Here is a 25,451-nt window from a genome sequence, read left to right as displayed (position 1 = left end):
TTTCGTTGACATGGTATCTCTCTCTTTTTTGGACCTTTCCTCTGTCAGTCAGAAAGGTCCTTCTTCGGGGGACCTCCCATCTTGCGGGTCCATCCCCCAATTAGTTTAAATCATCAGCACACCATCAATGTTTGTGAATATGTTATCTTTCAAGCCTGACACATCTTTTACAGTCACAACAACCTTGTTTTTAATATTTACTATATACGCCTTATTTCCATTTAAAACAAGTACATCGTTCTTAAGACCTTTTTGTTCTGCTTTCTTCACAGCCTGTTCAAGTTTGTCCAAAGTAGCTTCATCTAAATCTATATTCTGAAGTTTCAGCCTTTCGTTTGCGTGTTTTGAAATTTTAAGAGTTTGAGAAAGAATACTTGCAAAATTTTCTGTAGCTTGCTTAGTTACATTTGATATATAACCACTTTGACCACCAGTAATGATTCTTCTAACATTATCAATTGCCATATTCCTCATTCTCCTTTTTGTAAGGAGCTTAATATTTCAAGCAGTTCTTCTTTTGATGGTACTTTGCTGAGAATATCTGATAAAACCTCTTCAGAGTATGCGTAATAAATCTCTTTCACATTCTCAGAAGATATTTCTGTATTGTTCACCTTTAGATATACTTTGCTGCCATCTACTTTAACACTTTCAACTCTTCCTTCAATCTGTTTTGAAGAATCCTGTGGATTCGTTGCCACAACATATCTTCCTATCATGCTCTGGGCTTTTAAAAGTTCAAACGACTCATTTAAGTTTTGCATCTGTTCAAGCGCAGAAAACTGGGCAAGCTGAGCAACAAACTCTTTGTCTTCCATTGGTTTTAACGGGTCCTGGTACCTTAGCTGTGTAACCAAAAGATTTAAAAACTCCTGTTTGCCAAGCACATTTTTGGTAGATGAAGTAGCTAAACCTTGGGTAGAACTTGATACGTTTGTGCTACTACTTACCATCATGTCTGCCATCTTTTTTCACCTCAAGCTCTTAAATTAAGAATGCCCTCGCTCATTTCATAAATCAAACTCTCTATGCTTCTACTACTATCCTCATTACCTTGAACAACCATATTTCTTCTTTGTGAAAACCTCTGCTGTTCTTGATACTGCTGACCAGTAGAATTTCCTCCTAAGCTCACATTTAGCTGTGATATGTTTATGCCCTGGTCTTTGAGTATGGTAAGAAGACTACCCAAAGACCCTTCTATGATTTCTTTCACCTGCGGCGATGTTACAATGAGATTTCCAAAAATCTTCCCACTGCTATCTTTGCTCAGTTCAATCACAACACTTCCAAGCCATTCTGGTTTTATACTAACCTGTAATGTTGTTAAATTCTGTTTATGAATCATAGAGACTTTCTCTGCAAGTTGGCTAATTATAAACATTCTGAGTTCTTTTACTCTTTTGTCATCTTGGAAAGACATAGTATTCTCTATATCCTCTACCTTGTTCTGAAGCGAAAAAGCATGTTGTCTCAAATCTAAAATCTCTGTTTTAGCTTCACCTTTTTTGTCATTTACACTTGGGCTATCCCCTTTGCTCAGCAAGGTTGAAAAAACTTTGTTAAAATTATTGTCATTTGAACCTATACTATTAAAATTGCTGGTAACTTTTTCGCCTATTTCTACTTTCTCTGAATTCTCCAGATTAAAACTATTTACTATTTTTTGGTCATTTGATTTTTTAACAATATTCTCAAGCTCTTTTAAAACCTGCTTTAAAAACTGTGCTCCATCATCAGCTTCAGACAAGACTTTGAAGTTTCGACCTTCCTGTGCAAAAAGATTTCTCAAACTTTTAAGCAATGAATTATCATCCGATTTAACTTCAAAAAACGACTTTTGACCCTCTTTTCCAAATATGAGCTCTTCTAACAACTTAAAAATATTTTCTGTATTAACCCCATTGCCTTGGACAAAGCTAAAGCCAAGAACTTGCTGGTTTTGAGTTTTCTGCTCTATTTTCTGCACAATGTTTTGTAAAAGCTCAGAAATTGCTATTTTATCGCTTAGCTTGCCGTTTAAATTTAAATACTGAACCAAATTCATGTCTATCTGCCCAGAGCTTAGCTGCAAATCTAAAAAGTCTTTCCCTCGGATGCTATTCTGAAAAAGCTGTTCTAAGTTCAGCTTGTCCAGACTCTCACCACTTTGAAGCAAATTAAAAATTAGCTGCAAAAATTCTATCATCTGTGCTTGCAATACTTGAGATTGAACCTGGTTTTCTGACTCTAAACTTGCACTGTCTGGAAACTCTTGAGAAAAAAGTTTGTCTTCTTGGAAATTAGCTTTATCCTTTTGAGCTTGTCCTTGAGAAGATACAATAGCTGCTCTATAGCCTCCTGCCAAGACCTTTCTTGGTAAAATATTGTCTTTCTTATTTAAATCTTTTGCATTGTCAGTTGCATTTTTGAGAGCATCTTTAAATGATATGGTGCTTCCCTGCCTATCTTTTGTTTTAGATGTTGCAGAAGGTATTTTAAGTAACAGCATGCTGGCATTCACAACGCTCTGCGTGCCCACCTTCTCCTTTTCCCCCCTTTCTTTTTAAAAGTTTAAATTTAGATTATCTCAATGCTGAAAGGCTTGAGGTAACCTTTGCAGCATTTTCAGCACTCATGTTACTTATTATTTGCGAAGATGTTTTTGTATCAAGTGATTTCAATATTCTAATCACCAATCCGTATTTTGTATTATCACTCATCATATTTTCAAATATTGATGCTGCAATTTTGGGGTCAATGTTTTTATAGATGTCTATCAAAATAGAAATATCTTCAGAATTTGTCTTTTGATTTGCGTTTGAAATCCCTAATAATTTTATCGTCTTCTCAGGCGCAATATTTGATAGTATCTCTGATGCAATTTCGGATGGTATCGCTTCAAGCACGCTGTTTGCTACTTGAATATCTGTATCCAGCAAGTTCTCAACTATCTTTGCAGCTTTTTTTGAGTCCATATTCTGAAGCAAACTTGCAAAATATTTTGTTTTGTTTTGAGCCTCTAGCTGCTTTGAAGTAAGGTCGGTTATTTTCATAGTCAAATCTTCTATCTGCTTTTGCAAATTAGCATTTTGCTTTTCCAGTAAAGAAAGTTTTGACTGCAGAGCCTCTTTTTGTTTTTGAAGGTCTGCAATCTGCTTTTCATAGACCTTTTGCAAATCAATGCTCTGTGTCTTACTTGTACTTTTTGCAAATGGTGTTTTCTTTATAAGTCCATCTAAAACATTTTTTGCACCAAAAAGATTAAAGTACACAGCGGCAAACGACGCTCCGGCAACAATTAGAAATACTACTAAAAATATTAATAAACCCTTTCTCTTTTTCTTCTCTTTCTTTTTTGGCTTATTTTCAGCTGATAAAGCTTCTGCAAGCTTAGTCTCTGCCACTTCTATCACCTATACCTTTGTAGATTTTGTATGACATCACTCTGTCAAGTTCCTTGTTCTCAAGCTGTTTTATTTCATTCATCAAATTTAATAAATACCTTTCCTTTAGCTTTTCAAACTTTTTCTTTTCGATCATGCTTTCTATTACCTCTTTTTTCTTTTCATCAACCCTGAGTTGTTGATAGTAAATCAGCTGGTCTTGAACATCCCTTCTTTTTTTTAACACGGCGAGAAACTGAGAATAAAGTTTTAACTGCTGAGGCGAAAAACCATTCAGGCAAAGAGTTTTTAAATCCTCTTTGACTTTATTCATATTCTTTTCCAGTTCAAGTTTTCGTGCAATGTACTCTTTCAAAATCTGATTTTGCTTAGCAAGCTCACTCTTTTTTATCTCTTCAAACTGCGTTTTTATTCTCAAAAGCTGTTCAAACCTGAACCTTTCCATTTTCTTTTCAACCTTTCAAAAAGCGTTTTATGAAATTATAGCCTTTAGCATCTCAATCTCCTCTTCAAACTCAAATCTCTCGTCAACATCCTGTCTTAAAAACTGGTTTATCCGTGGCAAAAGTTCAATCGCCCTGTCAATCTCCGGGTTTGACCCTTTCGTATATGCACCGATGTTTATCAAATCCTCTGCTTCCCTGTACACAGCTAAAACTCGTTTTGTCTCGTTCGCAAGCTCCCTGTGAGAAGGCTCAACAATATCGTTCATCACCCTACTAATGCTTGCAAGCACATCAATTGCCGGATAATGGTTTTTATTGGCTATCGCCCTTGACAGGACAATGTGACCATCCAAAATACCCCGTGCTGTGTCAGTAATAGGCTCGTTAAAATCATCACCGTCAACAAGCACAGTGAAAAGTGCCGTGATAGACCCTTTTCTATTTTTCCCAGCACGCTCCAAGAGCTTTGGCATGATAGAAAACACAGACGGTGTATAGCCTCTTGATACTGGCGGCTCACCAACCGCAAGACCTATCTCTCTTTGAGCCATGGCAAACCTTGTAAGCGAGTCCATTAAGAAAAGAACATCAAGCCCCTGGTCGCGAAAATACTCTGCAATTGCCATTGCAACGTATGCCGCCTTGACTCTTTTTAGTGCCGACTCATCAGATGTTGCCACAACCACAACAGACCTTTTAAGCCCTTCTTCCTTCAAATCCTTTTCTAAAAACTCTTTGAGCTCTCTTCCTCTTTCACCAATCAACGCAAGAACATTTACATCCGCCTTTGCATTTCGGGCAATCATGCCAAGAAGGGTACTTTTGCCAACGCCGCTTCCTGCAAATATGCCAACTCTCTGTCCCTTGCCAATGGTCAAAAGAGTGTCTATAGCCTTTATTCCAAGCGGCATTATGGTGTCTATCCTGGGTCTTTCGAGCGGGTTTGGCGCCCTGTTTTCAACAGGGTATTTTATCTTTGACTTTATCTCCCCTTTGCCGTCAATTGGCTGACCTAGACCGTCAAGGATTCTGCCTAAAAGCTCTTTTCCCACTTTCACCTCAAATATGCTGTCCTGTGCAATCACCTTGCAGCCGGGAAACACGCCAACAAGGTCAGAGTACGGCATTAAAAGCACTTTGTTCTCTTTAAACCCTACAACCTCTGCTAAGGTCTCTGTCTTTGCAGCTTTTATCCGGCAAAGTGTGCCTATGCTAACAGCCGGACCCTGCGATTCTATTGTAAGACCTATCACCTGGTTAACAAACCCGGTGAACTGGTAAAAGTTTGCATTTTCAACCTTTGATTTTAATTTTTCAATCATTTCAATCACCAAGCAAAGACAAAACTATTTCCTGAATCTTCTCAAGTCGCATCCTCACACCTGTTTCAACAAAACCGTATGGGGTTTCAATCACCACATCACCGCTTCTCAAGGCTTTATCAATTTTTACATCTACTTTGTCAATTCCATCAATCCCACGCAAAATCTCATCAAGCTTGCTATTTACATACTCAAAATCTTCTTCACTCACTCTTATAGCCAAACTGCTTCGAATTGAAAGCTGCAAAATGGCGTTTTTAATGTACTGCTCTAAAAAGCTTTTGTCTTTTATCTCCCTCTCCAAAACCTTCTCTAGAATCTGAGGTACAAGGAGCAAAACCTTGTTTTCAAGGTCTTTAAGAATATATTCTCTTTCTTTGAGTATCATTGCCTTTTGAACTTCTATATTTTCAAGCATCTTTTCATATTCTTTTTGAGCATCAAGCAAACCCTTCTCAAATCCTTCTCTGTAGCCATCTTCCTGTGCCTGCTGTAAAATTGTCTGGGCGCGGACGTTTGCTTCATCTACTATCTTCTGCGCCTCTTCCTTTGCCTTACTCAAGATCTCCTCAGCTTCTTTTTGAAGAACCTCGGCTCTATTTTTTTGTTTTTCAAACTCTTCTTCTTGCTCTTTTAACCTTCTTTCATAGTGCTCAATCTCAGCCCTTGCCTTTATAAGCTTTTCAAGAAGCACTTTGTAGTTTGTCTCAACTGGATTTTGAATTAGTACCTGGTTATTTCTGATAACATTAGACAATTATCTCATCTCCCCCGCCACGAGAAATTACAATCTCGCCGGCATCTTCAAGCTTCCTTATAATGTTAACAATCTTTTGCTGTGCTTCTTCAACATCACGTATTCTAACAGGTCCCATATACTCCATATCTTCTTGAATCATCTCTGCCATACGTTTTGACATGTTGCTAAAGATAACTTTTCGGACCTCTTCAGTTGTACCTTTGAGAGCAATTGCCAGTGTGTTGTTCTCAACCTCACGCAAAATCCTCTGGATAGACCTGTTGTCAAGCTTGACAATGTCTTCAAATACAAACATGCGCTTTCTAATCTCTTCAACAAGTTCAACATCTTCAAGCTCAAGAGCTTCCAAAATCCTCTTTTCTGTACCCCTGTCAACAGCATTCAATATATCAACAATAGCCTGAATACCACCCACTACCGTGTAATCTTGCATGACAACAGATGAGAGCTTTTTCTCCAGTACCTTTTCAACCTCTCGTATGACATCCGGTGAGGTCCTGTCCATAAGCGCAATTCTTCGCGCAACATCAGCCTGTTTTTCCTGTGGCAGGGATGCCAAAACCTGAGCAGCCTGCTGTGGTTTTAAATACGATATAACAAGCGCTATTGTCTGTGGATGTTCGTTCTGAATAAAGTTGAGAATTTGTGATGCATCAGCTTTCCTAATAAAGTCAAAAGGTCTTACCTGAAGTGATACCGTGAGCTTTTCTATGACCTCTTTGGCCTTTTCTGGACCGAGCGCCTTTTCCAAAACCTCTTTTGCATAGTCAATACCACCCTCTGCAATGTACTCCTGTGCAAGGCATAAATTGTAAAATTCTTCTAAGATAGCTTGCTTCTGTTCCGGTGATACTGTTCTTATATTGGCTATCTCTAATGTCAGCTCTTCAATCTCCTCTTCTTTTAAGTGCTTAAAAATCTTTGCTGACCTCTCAGGCCCGAGCGCAATTAAAAGCATAGCAGCTTTTTGTTTTCCAGAAATCTCACTTCTTGGCATTGCAATTTATCACTCCCAATCTTCGTTGAGCCAGTTTCTGAGAAGCTGTGCAACTATTTCAGGCTTTTCTTTTAAAAGCTTGTCAATCTGTTTTTCATACTGGCTAACACCAAATTCCTCGACATTTATCTCTTCAACTTCTGCTTCTTTTCTCTTTTCGGCCTCGTGCAAAATCTCCTCAGCTGTGGGTTTTTCCTCTGAAATCTCTACAGGTCCAACACCCGCAAGCTCAAGCCTACGAGGTTTGCTCCTTGTTGCCTTTATCAAGAGGCTTGCAGCAAATGCCATCAAAAGCAAAAACGCAAGCGCAATATAGATGTAATCAACAGGAATTTGTCTTTGCGGCTTGTCAACAAAGGTGGGGATTTCATACCCTTCCACCGTTACATTTTGTATGCCTGTTGCGCTCTTTATAAGATTCACAATGGTTTCTACCTCTTTTTGGTCTGTCAAAAACGACCTTTTATTGTTCTGGTTTTGGAGCTTGAACTGCGCCCAGCTCATGTTTTTTGCCTGGTCAGATTTTTCAAAATCTTCCTGAGTATATGTAACATATCTGTATAGCACAACTGCTATTGAAGACTTGTCATAGTTGATGGTACCAGGTGCTTTTATAGTCTCAATCTTTTTTTCATTATTCTGGTAATTTACAGTCTCATCAGTTTTTATATATGTAGACTGCCCTCCCTGAGATGAAATGGGATACTGTGTTGTATTCTGTGTAGGATTTGTATCAGTACCAGGAACCCCGTTGGATGAAGAATTTGTGCTCTGAGCTTCCTCTTTTGTAGTCTTTTTAGACACAACTATTCCACTATCTTCTAAAACAGGTGAGTATTTTGTTTCGCTTATCTTTTGCATATCAAAATTCATATCTAAATTTACTGAAACCTTCACATCTTCAGGAGAACTTACATAGCTTCCCAGAAGCTCTTTTACTTTTTTCTCTATCTCATTTTTAGTAGCAATCTTGAGCTGAAGCTGCTTGCTCGAAAGTCCCTCTGTTGAATCGGATGAATTTTCTGAAAGATAATTGCCTTTGTTGTCTATTATAACTACATTTTCTGGCAAAAGTCCTTCAACAGAGGCTGCAACAAACCTCTGAATACCCTCTATCTGGTCTGAGCTTAAGCTCTTTTTCAAAGTAAGTTTTACACTCGCTGTGGGTTTTGTTGCCTCGCTTTTTAGCGCAAAAGTGTAGTCCTCAGGTACGCTCAGATTTACAACCGCATCCTCTATGTAATCTGACATCTGTTTTAGAGCCTCTTGAATTTCACTTTCTTTGAGTTTTATAAACGTCCTTCTTTTATCAGCTTCTGTTGCCGTCATAGAACTTGAAAGCTTTAGCGCATCTTCAAATGTGATACTGCTGTTTTTAGGATACCCTGCTTGAGCTGCTGCCATCTTTGCCCTGTCAACATCAGTATCTCTTACCAATATAGTTGTACCACCGTTTGCAGCTTTTGAATCAATCTTTTGCTCGCTTAAAATGTTTTGAATCTCTGCTGCCTCTTTCGGGTCAAGACCAGAAAAGATTGTGACATAGTGAGGTCTTGTTGTAATGTAAATGGCTGCAATGACCGATAATAGTATTATAGAAGAAGATACAACAAACATAATCTTCTGCGATTTGGATAAGCTACTCCATTTTTCTTTTATATTTTTCAAAAAATCATTTAAAAACTGAGGCAACTATAATACCTCCCCGCAAAGAAATAAAAAAGTTACACCTGCATGCGCATAATCTCATTGTATGCATCTAAAATCTTGTTTCGAATCTGCAAGGTCAGCTGCAAAGCTATAGAAGCTTTTTCAGAGGCTACTATCGCATCTTGCGGGTTTGCAGAAAGTCCCAGCAAAAATAGGTTGTTCTGATAATCTGCTTCTTTTTGAAGCCCATCTACACCTTCTAATGCCTTGTAGAGAAAATCGACAAACGAAACCTGGGAATTTTGAGTACTTGCGCTGTTTGTATTTATGCTTGAGAACTGCTTCTCAAAAACATTTGAAATATTATCAAAATTTACATTGCCAACCATTGTCTACAAAATCCCCCTCGTTTATTTACCTATCTCAAATGTTCTTGTTATCATAGACTTTGTAATGTTAAGAGCAGTGACATTTGCCTCATACGAACGTGATGCTTCAATCATGTTAACCATCTCTGTGACAATGTCCACATTAGGATAATTTACATACCCATTTTGGTCAGCATCGGGATGGGTAGGGTCATATACCTTTTTAAACGGACTTGGGTCTTCTAAAATGGCCTTTACTCTCACACCGCCATAAGATGAAGATTGAGCCTGACCAATCTTCTGATTTAATATGTCAGAAAAGCTCTGTTTTCTTTCTTCAAAAACGACAACCTTTCTTCTGTAGGGCTGACCATTTTCTGTTCTTGTAGTGTTTGCGTTTGCGATGTTTTGAGCAATTACATCCATTCTGACACGCTGTGCAGCCAAAGCCGAAGAAGAAATATTTATTGCATCAAACATTCCCATTCTTTATCACCTTCCTTCCTTGATAACCGTCTTCCACTTGTTTATCTCTCTTGAAAGCTGAAGTGAAACACCGTCAAAATACAGCGAATTTTGCAGCAGTTTCCCCATCTCCTGTTCTATGTCCACAGTGTTCTGGTCAAGTCTCATCTGCAGACTGCTGTCAAGCACTTCTATGGAATTGTCTTGGCTGCTACTGCTTTCTTTTATATGTCTTTCATCGGTTGTCACAAGTTCTAAATTCTCTTCTTGGTTCAAACTTTTTTGTAAGAATGCTTCAAAATTTAAATCTTTTGCCTTATAGCCAGGCGTGTCTGCATTTGCTATGTTGTTTGAGATTATTTCGTTTCTCTTCCACGCCCAGTCAAGTGCCTTTTTGTAAAGGTCAATTTTATCAAACATATTTATCATTTTTTACCCCTCTATTTTTCGACAATCTTTTATTTTATTTTACAAAATTTTTGATAAAAATACCATACAAAATTTTTTAGACTGAAAATTACATTAAAAAAGAGGATAGCAAGAGGCACGCATTATAATACCCCCTGCTATCCTCATCTTTCCCCTCACTTTAACTTTAGCTTCTCTTTTTGCTTTTCTATCTCATCCCTCACCATTTCATTTAACACCTTTATATATGTGCCTTTGAGACCAAGCGACCTTGTCTCTATAAGTCCTGCACTTTCAAACTTTCTGAGCGCATTTACAATGACAGACCGTGTAATTCCAACCTTGTCAGCAACTCTGCTTGCAACTAAAAGTCCTTCATTGCCTTTCAGTTCATCAAAAATATGCACAAGCGCTTCAAGCTCAGATACAGAAAGTGTCTCAATTGCAGATTTAATCATCTCTCTTTTTTTCTTTTCCTCTTCATCTTCTTCCTTTGAAAGATTTAAAAGTTCAAGTCCAATCACAGTTGAGGCATATTCAAGTACAATTATATCCTCTTCTGTAAAAGCGGAAAAACTTTTGAATGCCAAAACTGTGCCGAATCTCCTGCCCCCGCCAATCACAGGGACAGATGTGCAAAGCAGCTCTTTTTCGCTACCAACTTTGCTCTCGATTTCAGCAATCCTGGTGATGTCTGAAAACCTCATATTGGCTCTTGTATCCACAAACCACCAGAAAAATTTTTGAAGGTTATCACCTATCTTTTTCTCTTCAGAAAGCTTTATATCCACATTCACAAAAGGCATGATGTATTTGCAAATGACTTTGCCATCCTTGTCAATAAAAAATACACTCGAATCTGTCACATCACCAACAACAGAGCACAGCCTTTCAAAATCCAAGACTTCTTTGTCTTTGCTTTGAATTACCCTGTTGAGTTTCCTAATTTTTTCAAGAAGACTCTGCTGCATTCGCGTATTTATCTCCCTTCACCAATTCCTGATGGAAGACACTCATAAAGTTATATTATGAACCTGCTCAAATCTTTGTCCTTTATAATATCCGAAACCTTTGAATATACATAATCCTTGTCAATCACAAGGTCAATTGGTTTTTCAACATTTGCATATTCAAACGAAATATCCTCCATTATCTTTTCAACAACAGTGTGAAGTCTACGCGCACCGATATTCTCGCTCTGTTCATTTATCTTCACAGCAACCTTTGCAATTGCCTCTATTGCATCGTCTGTAAAGGTAATGTTCACACCCTCTGTCTTCATAAGCTCAATATACTGCTTTATAATTGCATTCTTCGGCTGTGTAAGTATCTTTTTGAAATCCTCTTCTGTCAAAGGATTTAGCTCCACAACAACCGGGAACCTTCCCTGAAGTTCTGGTATCAGGTCAGAAACCTTTGCAACATGGAAAGCTCCAGCTGCAATAAACAGAATGTGGTCTGTCTTTACAGGACCGTATTTTGTCATAACAGTACTTCCCTCAACAATGGGAAGAATATCTCTTTGCACACCTTCTCTTGACACATCAGGACCAACACTTGAACCTTTTCCTGCAATCTTGTCTATCTCGTCAATAAAGATGATTCCATGTTGCTCAGCTCTCTGAATTGCTTCCTTTATAACCTCATCCATGTCAATGAGCTTGTTGTACTCTTCCTGCTCTAAAACCTCGCGTGCTTCCTTTATTGTCATCTTTTTCTTTTTCTTTTTCTTTGGAAATAGCGACCCAAAAACGTCCTGGAAAGAAATCCCCATCTCGTCAGAAATTGTTCCCATAATCATCTCAAACGGTGGCTTTACAGTATCTTCAACCTCAACCTCAATCACCTTGTCCTCAAGCTCACCAGAGCGAAGTTTTTCGCGCAAAATCTCTCTTTGCGTTCTGATATAGTCATCTGTTGTCTGATAACTCTGCTCTGGTTCTTGTGAGGTGGCACCAAAAAGTGCTTCAAACGGATTTTTAAACCCTGCTTTTCTTGACTGAGGTTCAGGAATTAATATCTCCAAAATTCTGTCCTCAACAAGAGCTTTTGCTCTTTCTTTCATCCTTTCCATGTACTCGCTCTTAACTAAAGAAATTGCATTTTCAACAAGGTCTCGAACCATTGAATCTACATCTCTTCCAACATATCCAACCTCAGTAAACTTTGTTGCTTCAACTTTTACAAACGGGGCATTCACAAGCTTTGCAAGTCTTCTTGCAATCTCTGTTTTACCAACACCTGTTGGCCCTACCATCAAGATGTTCTTTGGCGTTATCTCATCCTGAAGCTCCTTTGGGAGCTTTGCACGCCTATACCTATTTCGAAGAGCAATGGCAACACACTTTTTTGCCCTATCTTGCCCAACTATATACTTGTCAAGCTCTCTTACAATCTCCTGAGGAGTTAACTCCATCATATCTTATCACCTACAATTCCAAAACTGTAATGTTGTTGTTTGTATATACACAAATAGACGCCGCTATCTCCAAAGCCTTTTTGGCAATCTCAGCGGCAGAAAGGTCTGTGTTCTGCAAAAGTGCCCTTGCAGCTGCCAAGGCATACGGTCCGCCAGAACCAATCGCAGCAATGTTGTCATCCGGTTCGACAACCTCGCCGCTTCCTGATACAACAAAAAGGTGTTCTTTGTCTGCCACAACCATGAGCGCTTCCAAGCGTCTTAGGACTTTGTCCTGTCGCCACTCCTTTGCAAGCTCAACAACGCTCTTCTGCAAATTGCCACTGTTTTGTTCAAGCTTTTCTTCAAACTTTTCACAAAGAGTTATTGCGTCTGCAACAGAACCTGCAAAACCAACCAAGACCCTGCCATTGTAAAGTTTTCTAACCTTTTTGGCTGTCGATTTCATTATCATGTTCTGTGAAAATGTGACCTGCCCATCTCCAGCTATAGCAACACTTTCGCCTTTTTTCACAGCCACTATTGTTGTTGCATGAAACATAGCAAACCTCCACTTAAATTTTTAATTATTCGAAAATTTTGCTTGCAACCTGTTTGCAAATGTCCAAAGATTTTTGTGCAATCAAGAGTTTTCTCTTTTCCTTGTCTTTAATCTTTGCAATTTCATCATCAATTGATATTATACCATAGTTAGCGTTCATGGGCTGAAAATCTTTTTTGGGAGTTGTAATATACTCTATCAGAGCTCCAATGCAAGTGCTCGACGGCAAACTCACAGGCTCTTTTCCCAAAACCTGCCTTGCTGCATTAATCCCTGCAATGATACCAGTTGATGCAGACTCTAAATACCCTTCAACACCTGTTATTTGACCTGCAAAGAATATGTTTGGATATTTTTTAAGAAAAAGGTACTTGGTCAGCACTTCAGGTGAGTTAATATAAGAATTTTTGTGCATCACACCATATCTTACAAACTCAGCATTCTCAAGGCCGGGAATGAGCCTGAAAACCCTTTTTTGTTCACCCCATTTGAGCCTTGTCTGAAACCCTACCATGTTATATAGCTTTCCATCCTGCGTGTCTTTTCTGAGCTGTACAACAGCATACGGCATCTTGCCAGTCCTTGGGTCAATAATACCAACAGGCTTTAGCGGACCAAACCTCATCGTATCAATACCACGTCTTGCCATCTCTTCAATGGGCATACAGCCTTCAAACAGCAGGTCCTTTTCAAAGTCTTTAACCTCAATAACCTCTGCATTAACAAGTTCCCAGTAAAACTTTTCATATTCCTCTTTTGTCATTGGACAGTTTATATAGTCATTTGAACCTTTGTTATAGCGTGAGGCAAAAAACGCCTTTGAAAAGTCTATGGAGTCTTTGAGTACAATTGGGGCTGCTGCGTCAAAAAAATAAAGGTTTTTGCTCTCACAGAGCTTTGAAATATCAGAAAGAAGACTTTCTGTTGTAAGCGGTCCTGTGCAGACCACCACAACCTTGTCCCTTGGAACTTCTGTCACCTCTTCATGAATGACCTCAATAAGCTCATTTTGTCTTATTTTCTGGGTTATATACTCCGAAAACTTGTACCTGTCAACTGCCAAAGCTTGTCCTGCCTCAACTGAAGTTGCCTCTGCTGCTTCCATCACAAGCGAACCGAACACCTTCATCTCTTCTTTTAAAAGCCCGGAGGCGTTTGTCAAAAGCTTGGATTTTAAAGAGTTGCTGCACACAAGCTCTGCAAAGGTATCTATTTTGTGCGCTGGCGAAAACTTTTTTGGTTTCATCTCAAAAAGCTTTACCTTTATTCCAAACTTTGCGATTGCATTTGCTGCTTCAACACCTGCAAGGCCAGCTCCAATCACTACAATTTCCATATCAATTACTCACCTTTTTCCCCTATTTTTTCTTCGTAAGCACAGTTTTCATTTGAACATACAAGCTTTTTATTCCCTTTCCTGCCCTTTTCAAACATGAGATTGCCACACTCTGGACAGTTTTTGGCCGGCTTTTCCCACAAAATGAGGTCACAGTCAGGATACCCTTCGCACGTGTAATATCTCTTGCCCTTTTTGGACTTCTTTTCTATTATCCTCTTGCCACACTTCGGACACAACACATCAAGGTAGTCGTAATAAGGTTTTGTGTTTTTGCATTCAGGATATCCTGGACATGCCAAAAACTTCCCGTACCTGCCTTTTTTTATAACCATCTTTCTTCCACAGTTTTCGCATACAATGTCTGTCTCCTCATCCTCAACCTTAACCTTTAGCATGGTATTTCTTGCTATTTCAAGTTCCTTTTCAAGCGGCTGGTAGTATTTTCTGACAACTTCAGTCCACTCAAGCTTTCCTTCCTCAATCTTGTCAAGGTTTTCCTCGAGCTCTGCAGTAAATTCAATGTCAATTATGTCTTTGAAATATTCTTTAAGTATATTTGTCACAAGTTTGCCCAGCTCTGTTGGTTTTAAAAACCTGTCTTCTTTGACAACATATCCTCTCTCCAGAATTGTCTGAATTGTTGGAGCGTATGTGCTTGGTCTTCCTATGCCCTTTTCTTCCAAAGCTTTTATTAAGGTAGCTTCTGTGTAGCGCGAAGGCGGCTGGGTAAAATGCTGTTTGCTATCAAGTTTTATAGGCTTTAAAATTTCTCCTTCTCTAATTTCTGGAAGCTGATTTTCCTCTTCTTCATCTTCTGTGTCTTTACCTTCAACATATACTTCCATAAACCCTGCAAACTTGAGCTTTGACCCTGTGAGCTTAAAAATATAGCCTTCCACTTCAAGCTCGGCTGAAAGAACCTCATATATGCTGCTTTCCATCTGCGACGCTAAAAACCTGTCATAAATGAGTTTGTACAGCTTGTACTGATCAAGAGTCAAAGAATCTTTTATGCTCTCAGGGTCCATCTCTAAATAGGTGGGTCTTATAGCCTCGTGAGCATCCTGCGCATCTTTTTTTGTTTTGTAAACTCTCGGCTTTTCGGGAAGATATTCTCTACCGAACTTCTGTAGGATGAGGTTTCTTGCCGCCTGCTGTGCTTCCTCAGAAATTCTTGTTGAATCTGTTCTCATGTATGTTATAAGACCAACACTACCTTCACCTTTTATCTCAACACCTTCATACAGCATCTGGGCAACAGCCATTGTCTTTGCAGGAGTAAACCTCAGCTTTCTTGACGCCTCCTGCTGAAGTGTACTTGTGATAAATGGTGGTGGCGGATTTTTCTTTTTCTCCGATACCTTTATCTTTACAACCTTGAACTCCTTGTTTTTTATCTTTTCTTCAATTCTTTGGACCTGACCTTGGTTTTTAAGCTCAATCTTCCCTTTCTTATCTCCATAAAACTTTGCTTTAAACTCTTGGGCATCTTTTTTAAATACCGCTTCTAACGTCCAGTACTCTTCAGGCTTAAAATTTTCTATCTCCTCTTCCCTTTCAACCACAAGCCTTGTCGCAACAGACTGCACCCTTCCTGCAGAAAGTCCACCTTTGACCTTTTCCCACAAAAACGGGCTGAGCTTGTACCCCACAAGCCTGTCCAACACTCTTCGTGCCTGCTGGGCATTAACTAAGTTCTGGTCAATTGGCCTTGCATTTTTCAAAGATTCCTGGACAGCCTTTTTTGTTATCTCATTGAATGTAATTCTCACATTGTCATTTACATCAAGCCCCAAAATAGTTGCCAAATGCCATGAGATTGCCTCGCCTTCCCTGTCGGGGTCTGTTGCAAGGTAGACCTTTTCTGCACTTTCTGCAGATTTTTTTAGCCTGTTTATTACATCTGCCTTACCTCTGATGTTGATATACTTGGGCGCAAAACCATTCTCTATGTCAACTCCCAAATCGCTCTTGGGAAGGTCTCTGACATGTCCCATTGAAGCTTCTACCTTAAACTCTTTGCCAAGATACTTTGCAATTGTTTTTGCCTTTGCAGGTGACTCTACAATGACAAGTTTCTTCAACAGAATTTTACCCCCTGTAAGTAGATTTTTTTAAAGTTTAGAAATTATATTTCCTCGTGTTCTTACAACCTTTGACTTTATCTCAAGCGAAGTAATTAAACTTGCAATCTTGCCAGGGTTCCACCCTGTAAGCGCAATCAAACTTTCCACATGCATCTCACCATTTTCATCTAAAAGCTTTATCAATCTTTTCTCATCATCTGTCAACTCTTCTTCCTCTTCTTTTGTATCAAAGCTTAGCTGGGCAGGTTTTAAAGAATAAATCTCCTTTATGTCCTCAAGAAAATCCTCATACGAACATATAATCCTTGCACCTTCTTTTATGAGCCTGTTTGTGCCACTACTCTTTTGCGAAAAGATGTTGCCAGGCACCGCAAATACCTCTTTTCCCTGCTCCAGAGCAAAGTCAACTGTCGAAAAAGTACCGCTCTTGGTTGAAGCTTCAATCACAACCAAACACGGTGAAAACATTGCAACAATCCTGTTTCTCTGTGGAAAATTCATTTTCTCGGGCAGAGTACCTGGCAAAAACTCAGACACAACACACCCATTTTCTATAATCTGACGGTAGAGTTTCAAGTTCTCTTTTGGATACACAATGTCAACTCCACAGCCCAAAACAGCTATTGTCTTCCCGTTTTCAAGTGCTCCTGTATGACAAAAACTGTCAATCCCCCTTGCCATTCCGCTAACAACCACAATTCCTAAGGAAGCCAGCAGACTTGCCAGCTCTTTTGCAACTTTCTTGCCATAGTAAGTAGGTTCTCGTGTGCCAACCATTGATATTTTATATGGGGACTTTAAAAGCTTTGAATCCCCTTTTACAAAGAGCATAACTGGTGCATGGTCAAAAACTTTGAACTCATCAGGATAAAGCCTATCGTCTTCAAGTATTATATTTATACTATTTTTCTCACAAAATTCAAGAATTTTTTCAGCCTCTGCAGTATCAGAGTTTTTTATCTCATCTTTAAGATGTCCAAAAACACCTTCTACTTCTAATTCTTTTCTGTTAAAATAAGCCTCTTTTAGACTTTTGTATTTATTTTTTATCTGCCTAAACTTTTTAGGACCTATCCCTTTTATGCTGTAAAGCCACAAAGAATAAATTAGTTCTTCTCTGTTCATTTTCTACCTCATCCTACACCATGTAATATTATTAATCTTTTCCCTTTATGACCCCAAGCGGCTCCATTTTGGCAACAGGAAGTGCCAGCCGCGATGTAATTACTGAATTTATCACCACTTCTATGTCTTTGTAACTCTGTGGACTTTCGTCTAAAAAGTCTTTGAGGTTTTTGGTGTTTATAAGAATCTCTCCATCCTGACCCTGTTTCAATGCCTTTGAAAACTCCTCTATAGAGATTGTCTTTTTTGCCTTTGTGCGCGATAAAACCCTGCCTGCACCATGGTTTACTGTGTGATAGCTTATTATGTTGTCCTCAATTCCTCTCATCAGGTATGAACTTGAACCCATGCTGCCCGGCAAGATTACAGGATGTCCTGTATCAGCAAATTTAGGATTTGGAATCAAATAATGGTTTGGTGGGAGTGCTCTTGTTGCCCCTTTTCTTATAACAAGCTTTTCTCTGTTTGCAAATCTCTCCATGTACGCAATGTTATGAGCAACGTCATACAAAACCCAAGCGTCAATTGAGTGTTTTTCTAAGACTGATATTATGAAATTGCTCATATAGTGTCTATTTATCTTTGCATATATAGCTGCTGACTGCATAGCTTTAATATAATCTTTTGCAACCTTGTTGTCAATTGGCAAAAAGGTAAGCTGCGGGTCGGGTGTTGTGATACCTTTGGATTTCATGACGTCTTTAAATTTCTTCTGATAATAATCGCCAATGACCGCTCCAAACCTTCGCGAACCAGAATGTATCATCACAACAAACTGCCCATCAAAAAGCCCCCACTTTTCTGCAATAATTTTATCTATAACATGAAGTTTTTGAAACTCTATAAAGTGGTTTCCTCCACCCAAGGTTGCAAACTGCTCTTTGCCAATCTCATAAGCCTCATCCGGTATCGTATCAAGGTCAAACTCATGAATGAGAACCATCTTGTCCGAAATATCCTTGTCAATCTCTGTATTTTGTAGATACTCTTCATACTTTGTCTTGGAAAGTGCAATCTTTTTGTTTTTCTTTCCAACACCTGTTGGAATCAAATCTTCTACCTCATCCATTATTCTCTTCAAAAGCGCTTTATCTATATCATCTGCAAACTTGTCTGTGAGTATCAATCTCATACCACAACCTATGTCAACACCAACAATTGTTGGTGAAATCCATGCCTTTGACATGTCCCAGACAATTATTGTGCCAATTGAGGTCCCTTTGCCTATGTGTGCATCTGGTGTGTAGCCCAAAAACTCTACATTTGGAATCTGGGATGCGTTTTTTGCCTGCTGGAGTACCCCTTCGTCAAGGTCTTTTAAAATTTCTTCTGTCATGAAGAATATCGCATAGTCGTTTGTATAAACACCATCTCTTATCTTTTTCATAAAAAACTTCACCACCGGTTTTGTTTTTTTAATCTTTATAAATAGCTCATATTGCATTAAAATATTATTAAATACCATGCTAAGGAAACCAATCTTTTGAAAATGAAAAAACAAGGAAGCATTCCTTTTTCGTATATTATCACAAAGAAGTTCTTCAATAAAGATATTACCCATTTTTATGACAAAAACCCAGGTGCCACAAATGCATTCAGAACATCAAGGAATAAAAAAAGCAAGCCATCCCTTTCTTGGGAAATAGCTTGCTTTAAGTTACAATTCTTTCGCCAACTTTAACTTTTGATCTCTTGAATCACAGATAAATCAACTTTGTTCTGAGGAATACCTTGTTTTCTTTGCTCCCAAAGCTTATCTGCAACCTTGCCCCAAGCTTCTGAATATTCAATAAGTTTGTTTGCAAGTTCTTCAGCTGTCTCTGTCTCACCACCAATCTGAGTTGGACGTGCACCCGATTCTTCAACAATCTTTTTGAGTTTGAGTGGATTGTCTATCATAGGACATGGTCGTAGATGATTTTCATTAAATGGAATATTCTTTCTGTATGCCATAAACAGTGGAGATTTTAAAGCCTCCAAAAGCGAACATTCTTTTATATTGACATTTGAAAAATGGATAAATGCGCAAGGTTCAACATCACCGTTTGCGTTGATATGAAGGTATCTTCTTCCGCCTGCAATGCACCCACCAGCAGGCTCACCATCGTTCCAGAAATCAAGCACAAATATCGGTTTTGACCATCTTATCTCTTCTATTCTCTTGTACATGTAAGCTCTTTGCTCTGGTGTTGCCATGTAAGAGATGTCTGCATCTTTTCCAACAGGAACATAAGTAAAGTACCATCCAAACTTTGCACCTTTTTCTATCAAGAAGTCCACATATTCATCAGAAGATACCTCTTCTACATTGTATCTGTGATATGTTGTTGAAAATCCAAACACAACGCCTGCTTCTTTGAGCTTTTCCATTGCAGTTACAACCTTCTTGAATACACCTTGGCCGCGTCTTTCGTCTGTTGACTTTTCAAATCCGTCTATACTAATTGCAAATGCCAAGTTGCCCACTTTTGCAACCTTTTCAATGAACTCATCGTCAATCAAAGTAGCATTCGTAAATGACAGGAATACTGTGTCTTCGTACTTTTCACAAAGCTTTAGAATATCGTCCTTCCTGAGAAGCGGCTCTCCACCTGAGAAGATTATAAAGTAAATTCCAAGCTCCTGAGCCTCTTTTACAACTCTGTCAAGTATTTCATAGTCAAGTTTTGCAGCCTTGTGATACTCTCCTGCCCAGCATCCTTTGCAATGCAGGTTACAAGCGGCTGTCGGGTCAATCAAAATTGCATATGGAATATTTATGTCATATTTCTTGATAAGCTCAAGCTGTTTTGGAACACCAATAAAACCAGCATTCAGGAAGAAATTGATAAGAATCCTCTCTCGCACTCTTGGATTTGTCTCCTTAATAATCCTCATTGCATAGTGATGCCAAGAACTGTTCGGGTCAAGCAAATATTTCTTTGCGTTTTGAATATACCACTTGTCCCTCTCACGCCTTACTATTTTCTCTGTAAGGTCCAAAATCTTGCCTATGTTCTCCTCCGGATTATTCGAAAGATATCTAATTACCTGCTTTAACACAGCTTCACCTATTATCTTCTTTGGAAGTTCCATATACTTCTCACCCCTTCTTTCTTGCTTGACATTAATTATAACTCTTTAGCTTTCAATGTGTCAATAGTTATATATGCATATGTGTATATAAATATGTTTATTTTTTTTCAAAAACGTGATATAATGATACTTGTCATAATTACTTCTTGAGCGAAGGGGAGCGAAAAATGACAAGGCTGAATGAAATACTGTATGCTCTTTCAGACACAACAAGGCTCAGAATTTTAAATATATTGGCCCACCGCGAACAAAATGTAAGCAGTCTTGTTCAGTTGATTCAGGAAAGTCAGCCAAAAGTGTCTCGTCACCTTGCTTATCTTAAAAATGTTGGGCTCATAGAAGCCAGAAACCATGCGCAAAAAAGAATTTATTCAATAAAAGAGGATGTTTTTGAAAAATACCCATTTTTAAAAGCTCTCATTCAAGACCTTGCGAAAGTAGATATATTTGCGAATGATTTGAGACTTTTGTCCTCTCTTACTTAAAAACTGTGCCTAAATAAAACAACAAAGAGGCCTCCTTGCAAAAATGTCTAAAAGGAGGTCTTTTTTATTTTTTGTACATCTTGATTTTTTTATCCACAGACTCTATAATGTTAAACATAGGTTGTTGCAAATTATTTGCAAGTAGGTGGAAAGGATGAAGCATCAAGATGTAAAGTCAATTCTAAACTCGCACAATATAAAAGCCACGCGGCAGAGAGTTGAAATATATAAGGTTTTGCAAAAGGCACAGCAGTGTTTATCTGCCGATGAGATACTGCAAGCTCTTGAAGCTCAAAACTTGAAAATTGACCTTGCAACGGTTTACAGAAACCTTGAACTTTTTGTTCAAAATGGTATAGCAGTAAAATCTACTATCAACAGAAAGCATTTTTTTGAGATAAAGAAAAGTAGCCATCATCACTATTTTGTATGTATAAAGTGCAATACAAAAGCCGAAATTGTAGACTGTAAGATAAATTTAATTGAAGAGGAACTAAACAAAATGAACTTTAAAATTCTAGAACATAATTTAGAAGTGTATGGAATATGCGATAAATGTTGTGGGAGGGAAGAATAATGAAGAGGATAAAGCTACTATTTATAGTTCTGCTTGTTAGCATTATAGTTTTCTTGAGTGGATGCAAAAATGAAGTTTTAACTACCACCAAAGGCACAGTCTACACTACCATCTATCCTTTGTATTCTATTACAAAACTTATAGCAGGACAGAAGATAACAGTTGAAAAGCTTGTAAAGGACGGTGCGGAGATTCACTCATTTGAACCATCTTCACGTGACATTGCCAAGCTTACATCAGCAAAAGCGGTGATATATCTCGGGCTTGTTGATGAATGGGTTAAAAAACCTCTTGAGGGCACAAAGGTCAAAATTTTTAGAGCATCTGAAGGTATAGAGTTTGTAGATAGTGACCCTCATATATGGACATCACCGAGGCTTTTAAAGAAAATAGCAAGAAACATTGAGTATGCCTTGACAAGCTTAGATCCAAAAAACAAAAGTTATTACCAACAAAATGCTTCAAAGCTGATTGCAAGTCTTGATAAGCTTGATAAGGAATTTTCTTCTGTTGTGAAAAATTCAAAAAGAAAAGAATTTCTAATTGCCCATCCCTCTTTTGGATACTTAGCAAAAGACTACAGCCTCAAGCAGTATTCAATTACCGGTGTGAATGAAGAAGAAGAGCCCTCGGCTCAAAAAATGAAAGAGATTGTTCAGCTTATAAAGGAAAAGAACATAAAGTACATTCTTGTTGACCCAAATGAAAATTTGCCTGCTGTAAAGACAATCGCAAAAGACACTGGCGTCAAAATTGTGAACATCTACGGAATGGGAATTGTAAGTGCATCTCAAGTAAAAAATGAGACAATACTCAGCCTTATGGAAAAGAACTTAAAAGCATTTGAGATGGTTTTAAAATAAATGTTGCGGGAGAGAAAACCAGAATGATTGAACTTATAGATGTAAACTTTTATATTGACCAGAAAAGAATTCTAAAAGACATAAACCTCAAAGTTCAAAAAGGTGAGTTTGCTGCCATAGTCGGACCAAACGGTTCAGGGAAGACTACACTTTTGAATATAATCTCAGGAATTTACACCCCTACAAGTGGAAAAAGACTAATATTTGGTAAACAGAATCTTACCCCGCAGGATAGGCAGAAAATATCCTTTGTTCCTCAAAAGGTCACAAATTTTAACCAGAGCTTCCCTTTGAGCGTTTTTGAAACTGTACTTTTAGGATTGGTGCCAAAAAAGGGATTATTTCAGAGATTTTCAAAGCAAGACTTTGAAAAAGCCGAACGCATTTTAGAAAAGCTTCAAATAAAGCAGCTCAAAAACAGGCTCATAGGCCAGCTTTCTGGCGGACAGCAACAAAGAGTGTTTTTAGCCCGCGCACTCATATCCGACCCGCAAATACTTCTTTTAGACGAGCCAACTGTCGGGATAGACAGTCTCTCTGAGCAGCTTCTTTTTGAAATTCTTGGGGAGAAAAAGAAAGAAGGAACCACAATATTGATGGTAACACACGATGTGTATGCTGTAACTCAGCATGCTGATACCATTATCTGTATGGGGGATGGTATGATTTACACTGCTTGCAGCGCAAAAGACTTTTCCCCCTCAAAGTTTGAAAGTTTGTACAAATACAAAATCAAGAAAATTGAGCACAGACATTCTTATACTAAAAAAGAATAAAATAACGGGATGTGATATTATGCTTCAATATGAATTTATGCAAAGAGCTTTTTTAGCAGGTGTGCTGGTTGCACTTATGACCTCGCTTGCAGGAAACTTTCTTGTTTTAAAGAGGTTTTCACAGATGGGAGACTCTCTTTCACACACAGCAATTGTGGGCGTTGCAGCCTCCCTTCTTTTTAATTTTAGTCCAACCATTGGCGCAATTATCTCAACAGTTGGATTTGCTGTAGTTCTCGAGTATTTCAAATCAAAATTTAAACGGTTTGAAGAAATATCTCTTGCACTTGTTTCAATCACTGCCTTGGGCCTTGCATCAGTTCTGTTTGGAATTTTAAAAAGTAGTAGCAACTTAATGAGCTTTCTTTTCGGAAGCATAGTCGCAATTGGAAATGAAGATGTATGGATTATCTTTGCAGTATGCCTTGTAACAGTCACTTTTATAGCTATGTTCAGAAAAAGACTTATTTTTGCTACATTTGATGAAGTTAGCGCAAAGGTCTCAGGAATAAACACAAAACTCCTTGACTTTTTGCTGAGTATTGTTTCAGCAACAATAATTGCTGTTTCAATCAAGATTGTAGGCGGTCTTTTAATCTCAAGCCTGATTGTATTTCCCACAGCAATCGCAATGAGGTTTTCAAAAAACTTCAAAATGCTTCAAATAGTTTCACTTTTAGTCTCTCTAATTGCAGTAATAGTGGGGCTCACTTCCTCTTACTATGTTGACATTCCACCTGGGGGTGCAACAGTTTTGACATTTTTGGTAATCTTCTTTATAGCCGAACTAATAAGTGTGGCAGGGAAAAGAAAAACTGCCACCATCTCTAAATAAGCTTTCTTTCCAAGAGCCTGTAAGAGATTGCCTCTTGCAGGTGCTCTGTCTTTATCTCTTCGCTTCCTTCTAAATCAGCAATTGTTCTTGCAACTTTCAAAATTTTGGTATATCCTCTAAGTGACAGTCCCAAAGTAGTAAACGCTCTTTCTAAAAGCTGCTTTTCTTTCTTTGAAAGTTTGCAAAATTTGTTTACAAGTGACCCTTTCATCTGAGAATTATAAAATATGCCAAGCCCTTTGAACCTTTCAAGCTGAATTTGCCTTGCTCTTTCTACCTCTTTTCTCATAGCTGCTGAATCTTTGCAAATTGAGGAATTGAAGTTTTCAAGCTTTACAGACTTTACTTCAACCTGAACATCAATCCTGTCCAAAATAGGACCAGAAATCCTGCTAAGATACTGCTTTATTTGAGCGGGTGTACACGTGCACTCCCTTTCATCAGACAAAAAATAACCACATTTGCAAGGGTTCATGGCACAAACAAGCATAAACCTTGCAGGATATTCAATAGATGCGTTGACTCTCGAAATTGTCACATATCCATCCTCAAGAGGCTGGCGAAGAACTTCTATAGTCTTTTTATCAAACTCAGGAAACTCATCCAAAAACAGAACTCCATTGTGTGCAAGTGAAACCTCTCCTGGTTTTGGAACCTTACCACCGCCAATTATAGCAATCGAAGAAGAGGTGTGATGAGGACTTCTAAAAGGTCTTGCAGTGACAAGCGCCTGCCCATCTTTCAAAAGCCCTGCACAGCTGTAAATCTTTGTCACTTCCAGGCTTTCTTCAAAGGTCATTTGTGGCAAAATTGTGGGTATGCGTTGAGCAATCATGGTTTTGCCGCTTCCTGGTGGACCAATTAAAAGAAGGTTGTGCATTCCTGCCACTGCTACCTCAACTGCTCTTTTGACATACTCTTGCCCTTTTACCTCTGAAAAATCAACGTCATACGTAAAAGATTCAAGAAGATTCATCTTATCTATTTCAACCTTATAAGGTGTGCTACTTTGAGGGTCATCCAAAATCTCAACAGCTTCTTTTAAAGTTTTCACAGGAAAAACATCAATTCCTCTCACAACGCTACATTCTGCCCTGTTCTCATAAGGGACAATAATCTTTTTGATACCATTTTCCAAAGCTGCGATTGTCATAAGTAAAGCCCCATCCACCCTTTTGACACTTCCATCAAGAGAAAGCTCTCCAATTATTGCAATCTCCTGCGGGCTGATTTTAGGGCTTATCTGCTCAGACGATTTTAACACAGAAATAGCTACAGGCAGGTCAAAAGATGAGCCTTCCTTTCTGGTACTTGCAGGCGCAAGATTTACAATTATTTTTCTGGTTGGAAAGTCAAAGCCACTGTTCTTTATTGCTACTCTTATTCTTTCTTTAGCTTCTTTAATAGTCACATCAGGAAGGCCGACTATATCAAAACTCGGAAGGCCATTTGACATGTCTGTTTCAACTGTAACAATATAGCCTTTTATGCCAAGGTAAGAAGATGTCAAAACTTTTGCAAGCATTT

The 25,451-nt window shown here is 38.5% G+C and carries 27 protein-coding genes; 6 read left to right on the top strand and 21 right to left on the bottom strand.

Features of this window, described 5'->3' with window-relative positions; genetic code table 11:
• Window positions 1–105 precede the first annotated feature (105 nt).
• From OTK01_RS02840 to OTK01_RS02750, 19 genes are all read right to left on the bottom strand, one after another.
• Entirely contained in the window at window positions 106–465 is a 360-nt protein-coding gene (locus OTK01_RS02840; protein ID WP_013431811.1) for a TIGR02530 family flagellar biosynthesis protein, read from the bottom strand.
• Window positions 466–470: 5 nt separating this feature from the next.
• Window positions 471–965: a flagellar hook capping FlgD N-terminal domain-containing protein gene (locus tag OTK01_RS02835; RefSeq protein WP_029228789.1), complete on the bottom strand. Its 495-nt coding sequence runs from the start codon at window positions 963–965 to the stop codon at window positions 471–473.
• An 11-nt stretch (window positions 966–976) separates the two neighbouring features.
• Window positions 977–2,521, bottom strand: a complete 1,545-nt coding sequence (locus tag OTK01_RS02830; protein ID WP_029228788.1) for a flagellar hook-length control protein FliK — start codon at window positions 2,519–2,521, stop codon at window positions 977–979.
• A gap of 43 nt (window positions 2,522–2,564) precedes the next feature.
• Window positions 2,565–3,386, bottom strand: a complete 822-nt coding sequence (locus OTK01_RS02825) for a MotE family protein (protein ID WP_029228787.1) — start codon at window positions 3,384–3,386, stop codon at window positions 2,565–2,567.
• Complete coding sequence (gene fliJ, locus OTK01_RS02820) at window positions 3,373–3,831, bottom strand: flagellar export protein FliJ (protein WP_029228786.1); 459 nt, start codon at window positions 3,829–3,831, stop codon at window positions 3,373–3,375. The genes OTK01_RS02825 and fliJ overlap by 14 nt, the downstream gene beginning before the upstream one ends.
• 27 nt (window positions 3,832–3,858) lie before the next feature.
• Entirely contained in the window at window positions 3,859–5,154 is a 1,296-nt protein-coding gene (gene fliI / locus OTK01_RS02815; RefSeq protein ID WP_029228785.1) for a flagellar protein export ATPase FliI, read from the bottom strand.
• 1 nt (window position 5,155) lies between these two features.
• Window positions 5,156–5,911, bottom strand: a complete 756-nt coding sequence (locus tag OTK01_RS02810) for a FliH/SctL family protein (RefSeq protein WP_029228784.1) — start codon at window positions 5,909–5,911, stop codon at window positions 5,156–5,158.
• The gene (gene fliG, locus OTK01_RS02805) at window positions 5,904–6,911 is read right to left on the bottom strand and encodes a flagellar motor switch protein FliG (protein ID WP_013431804.1); all 1,008 of its coding nucleotides are present in this window, start codon (window positions 6,909–6,911) and stop codon (window positions 5,904–5,906) included. Before fliG ends, OTK01_RS02810 begins: the two co-directional genes overlap by 8 nt.
• A 9-nt stretch (window positions 6,912–6,920) precedes the next feature.
• Window positions 6,921–8,603 (bottom strand): flagellar basal-body MS-ring/collar protein FliF, encoded by a 1,683-nt coding sequence (gene fliF / locus OTK01_RS02800; protein ID WP_029228783.1) that lies wholly within the window; start codon window positions 8,601–8,603, stop codon window positions 6,921–6,923.
• Window positions 8,604–8,635: 32 nt separating this feature from the next.
• A complete protein-coding gene (fliE, locus tag OTK01_RS02795) occupies window positions 8,636–8,950 on the bottom strand; it encodes a flagellar hook-basal body complex protein FliE (RefSeq protein WP_029228782.1) in 315 nt (104 codons plus the stop codon).
• Between the two features lie 21 nt (window positions 8,951–8,971).
• A complete protein-coding gene (gene flgC, locus OTK01_RS02790; RefSeq protein WP_029228781.1) occupies window positions 8,972–9,415 on the bottom strand; it encodes a flagellar basal body rod protein FlgC in 444 nt (147 codons plus the stop codon).
• 6 nt (window positions 9,416–9,421) lie between these two features.
• Entirely contained in the window at window positions 9,422–9,823 is a 402-nt protein-coding gene (gene flgB, locus OTK01_RS02785; protein WP_029228780.1) for a flagellar basal body rod protein FlgB, read from the bottom strand.
• 155 nt (window positions 9,824–9,978) lie between these two features.
• Window positions 9,979–10,773 (bottom strand): GTP-sensing pleiotropic transcriptional regulator CodY, encoded by a 795-nt coding sequence (gene codY / locus OTK01_RS02780; RefSeq protein WP_013431799.1) that lies wholly within the window; start codon window positions 10,771–10,773, stop codon window positions 9,979–9,981.
• Between the two features lie 50 nt (window positions 10,774–10,823).
• The gene (gene hslU, locus OTK01_RS02775; protein ID WP_029228779.1) at window positions 10,824–12,221 is read right to left on the bottom strand and encodes an ATP-dependent protease ATPase subunit HslU; all 1,398 of its coding nucleotides are present in this window, start codon (window positions 12,219–12,221) and stop codon (window positions 10,824–10,826) included.
• Between the two features lie 10 nt (window positions 12,222–12,231).
• Complete coding sequence (hslV, locus tag OTK01_RS02770) at window positions 12,232–12,762, bottom strand: ATP-dependent protease subunit HslV (RefSeq protein ID WP_013431797.1); 531 nt, start codon at window positions 12,760–12,762, stop codon at window positions 12,232–12,234.
• A 25-nt stretch (window positions 12,763–12,787) separates the two neighbouring features.
• Window positions 12,788–14,098, bottom strand: coding sequence for a methylenetetrahydrofolate--tRNA-(uracil(54)-C(5))-methyltransferase (FADH(2)-oxidizing) TrmFO (gene trmFO, locus OTK01_RS02765; protein ID WP_013431796.1), 1,311 nt, complete (start codon window positions 14,096–14,098; stop codon window positions 12,788–12,790).
• Window positions 14,099–14,103: 5 nt separating this feature from the next.
• Entirely contained in the window at window positions 14,104–16,185 is a 2,082-nt protein-coding gene (topA, locus tag OTK01_RS02760; protein ID WP_013431795.1) for a type I DNA topoisomerase, read from the bottom strand.
• 30 nt (window positions 16,186–16,215) lie between these two features.
• Entirely contained in the window at window positions 16,216–17,313 is a 1,098-nt protein-coding gene (gene dprA / locus OTK01_RS02755) for a DNA-processing protein DprA (protein WP_029228778.1), read from the bottom strand.
• A gap of 31 nt (window positions 17,314–17,344) precedes the next feature.
• Entirely contained in the window at window positions 17,345–18,700 is a 1,356-nt protein-coding gene (locus OTK01_RS02750) for an RtcB family protein (protein ID WP_029228777.1), read from the bottom strand.
• Between the two features lie 102 nt (window positions 18,701–18,802).
• Here OTK01_RS02750 and OTK01_RS02745 point away from each other — a divergent pair, with 102 nt between their 5' ends.
• On the top strand, window positions 18,803–18,994 hold the full coding sequence (locus OTK01_RS02745) for a glycerol-3-phosphate acyltransferase (RefSeq protein WP_084694641.1): 192 nt from the start codon (window positions 18,803–18,805) through the stop codon (window positions 18,992–18,994).
• On the opposite strand, the gene OTK01_RS02740 is transcribed toward OTK01_RS02745, so the two are convergent.
• A complete protein-coding gene (locus OTK01_RS02740) occupies window positions 18,991–20,388 on the bottom strand; it encodes a radical SAM/SPASM domain-containing protein (RefSeq protein WP_029228775.1) in 1,398 nt (465 codons plus the stop codon). The two genes, OTK01_RS02745 and OTK01_RS02740, sit on opposite strands and share 4 nt — an antisense overlap.
• A 167-nt stretch (window positions 20,389–20,555) precedes the next feature.
• Here OTK01_RS02740 and OTK01_RS02735 point away from each other — a divergent pair, with 167 nt between their 5' ends.
• The 5 genes from OTK01_RS02735 (at window position 20,556) to OTK01_RS02715 (ending at window position 23,924) form a co-directional block, all read left to right on the top strand.
• The gene (locus OTK01_RS02735) at window positions 20,556–20,873 is read left to right on the top strand and encodes an ArsR/SmtB family transcription factor (protein WP_013429505.1); all 318 of its coding nucleotides are present in this window, start codon (window positions 20,556–20,558) and stop codon (window positions 20,871–20,873) included.
• A 154-nt stretch (window positions 20,874–21,027) separates the two neighbouring features.
• Complete coding sequence (locus tag OTK01_RS02730) at window positions 21,028–21,450, top strand: Fur family transcriptional regulator (RefSeq protein ID WP_029228774.1); 423 nt, start codon at window positions 21,028–21,030, stop codon at window positions 21,448–21,450.
• A complete protein-coding gene (locus OTK01_RS02725) occupies window positions 21,450–22,313 on the top strand; it encodes a metal ABC transporter substrate-binding protein (RefSeq protein ID WP_029228773.1) in 864 nt (287 codons plus the stop codon). Before OTK01_RS02730 ends, OTK01_RS02725 begins: the two co-directional genes overlap by 1 nt.
• 23 nt (window positions 22,314–22,336) lie before the next feature.
• Entirely contained in the window at window positions 22,337–23,089 is a 753-nt protein-coding gene (locus OTK01_RS02720) for a metal ABC transporter ATP-binding protein (protein WP_014043080.1), read from the top strand.
• Window positions 23,090–23,108: 19 nt separating this feature from the next.
• Window positions 23,109–23,924, top strand: coding sequence for a metal ABC transporter permease (locus OTK01_RS02715; RefSeq protein WP_029228772.1), 816 nt, complete (start codon window positions 23,109–23,111; stop codon window positions 23,922–23,924).
• On the opposite strand, the gene OTK01_RS02710 is transcribed toward OTK01_RS02715, so the two are convergent.
• Complete coding sequence (locus tag OTK01_RS02710; RefSeq protein WP_014043082.1) at window positions 23,917–25,449, bottom strand: YifB family Mg chelatase-like AAA ATPase; 1,533 nt, start codon at window positions 25,447–25,449, stop codon at window positions 23,917–23,919. The two genes, OTK01_RS02715 and OTK01_RS02710, sit on opposite strands and share 8 nt — an antisense overlap.
• Window positions 25,450–25,451: the final 2 nt, after the last annotated feature.

The sequence above is a fragment of the Caldicellulosiruptor acetigenus genome, from assembly GCF_026914305.1.
In the GTDB taxonomy this organism is placed as follows: Bacteria; Bacillota; Thermoanaerobacteria; order Caldicellulosiruptorales; family Caldicellulosiruptoraceae; genus Caldicellulosiruptor; species Caldicellulosiruptor acetigenus.
Note: the sequence above shows the minus strand (reverse complement) of the source record. Positions and strands in the feature narration are given on the sequence as shown.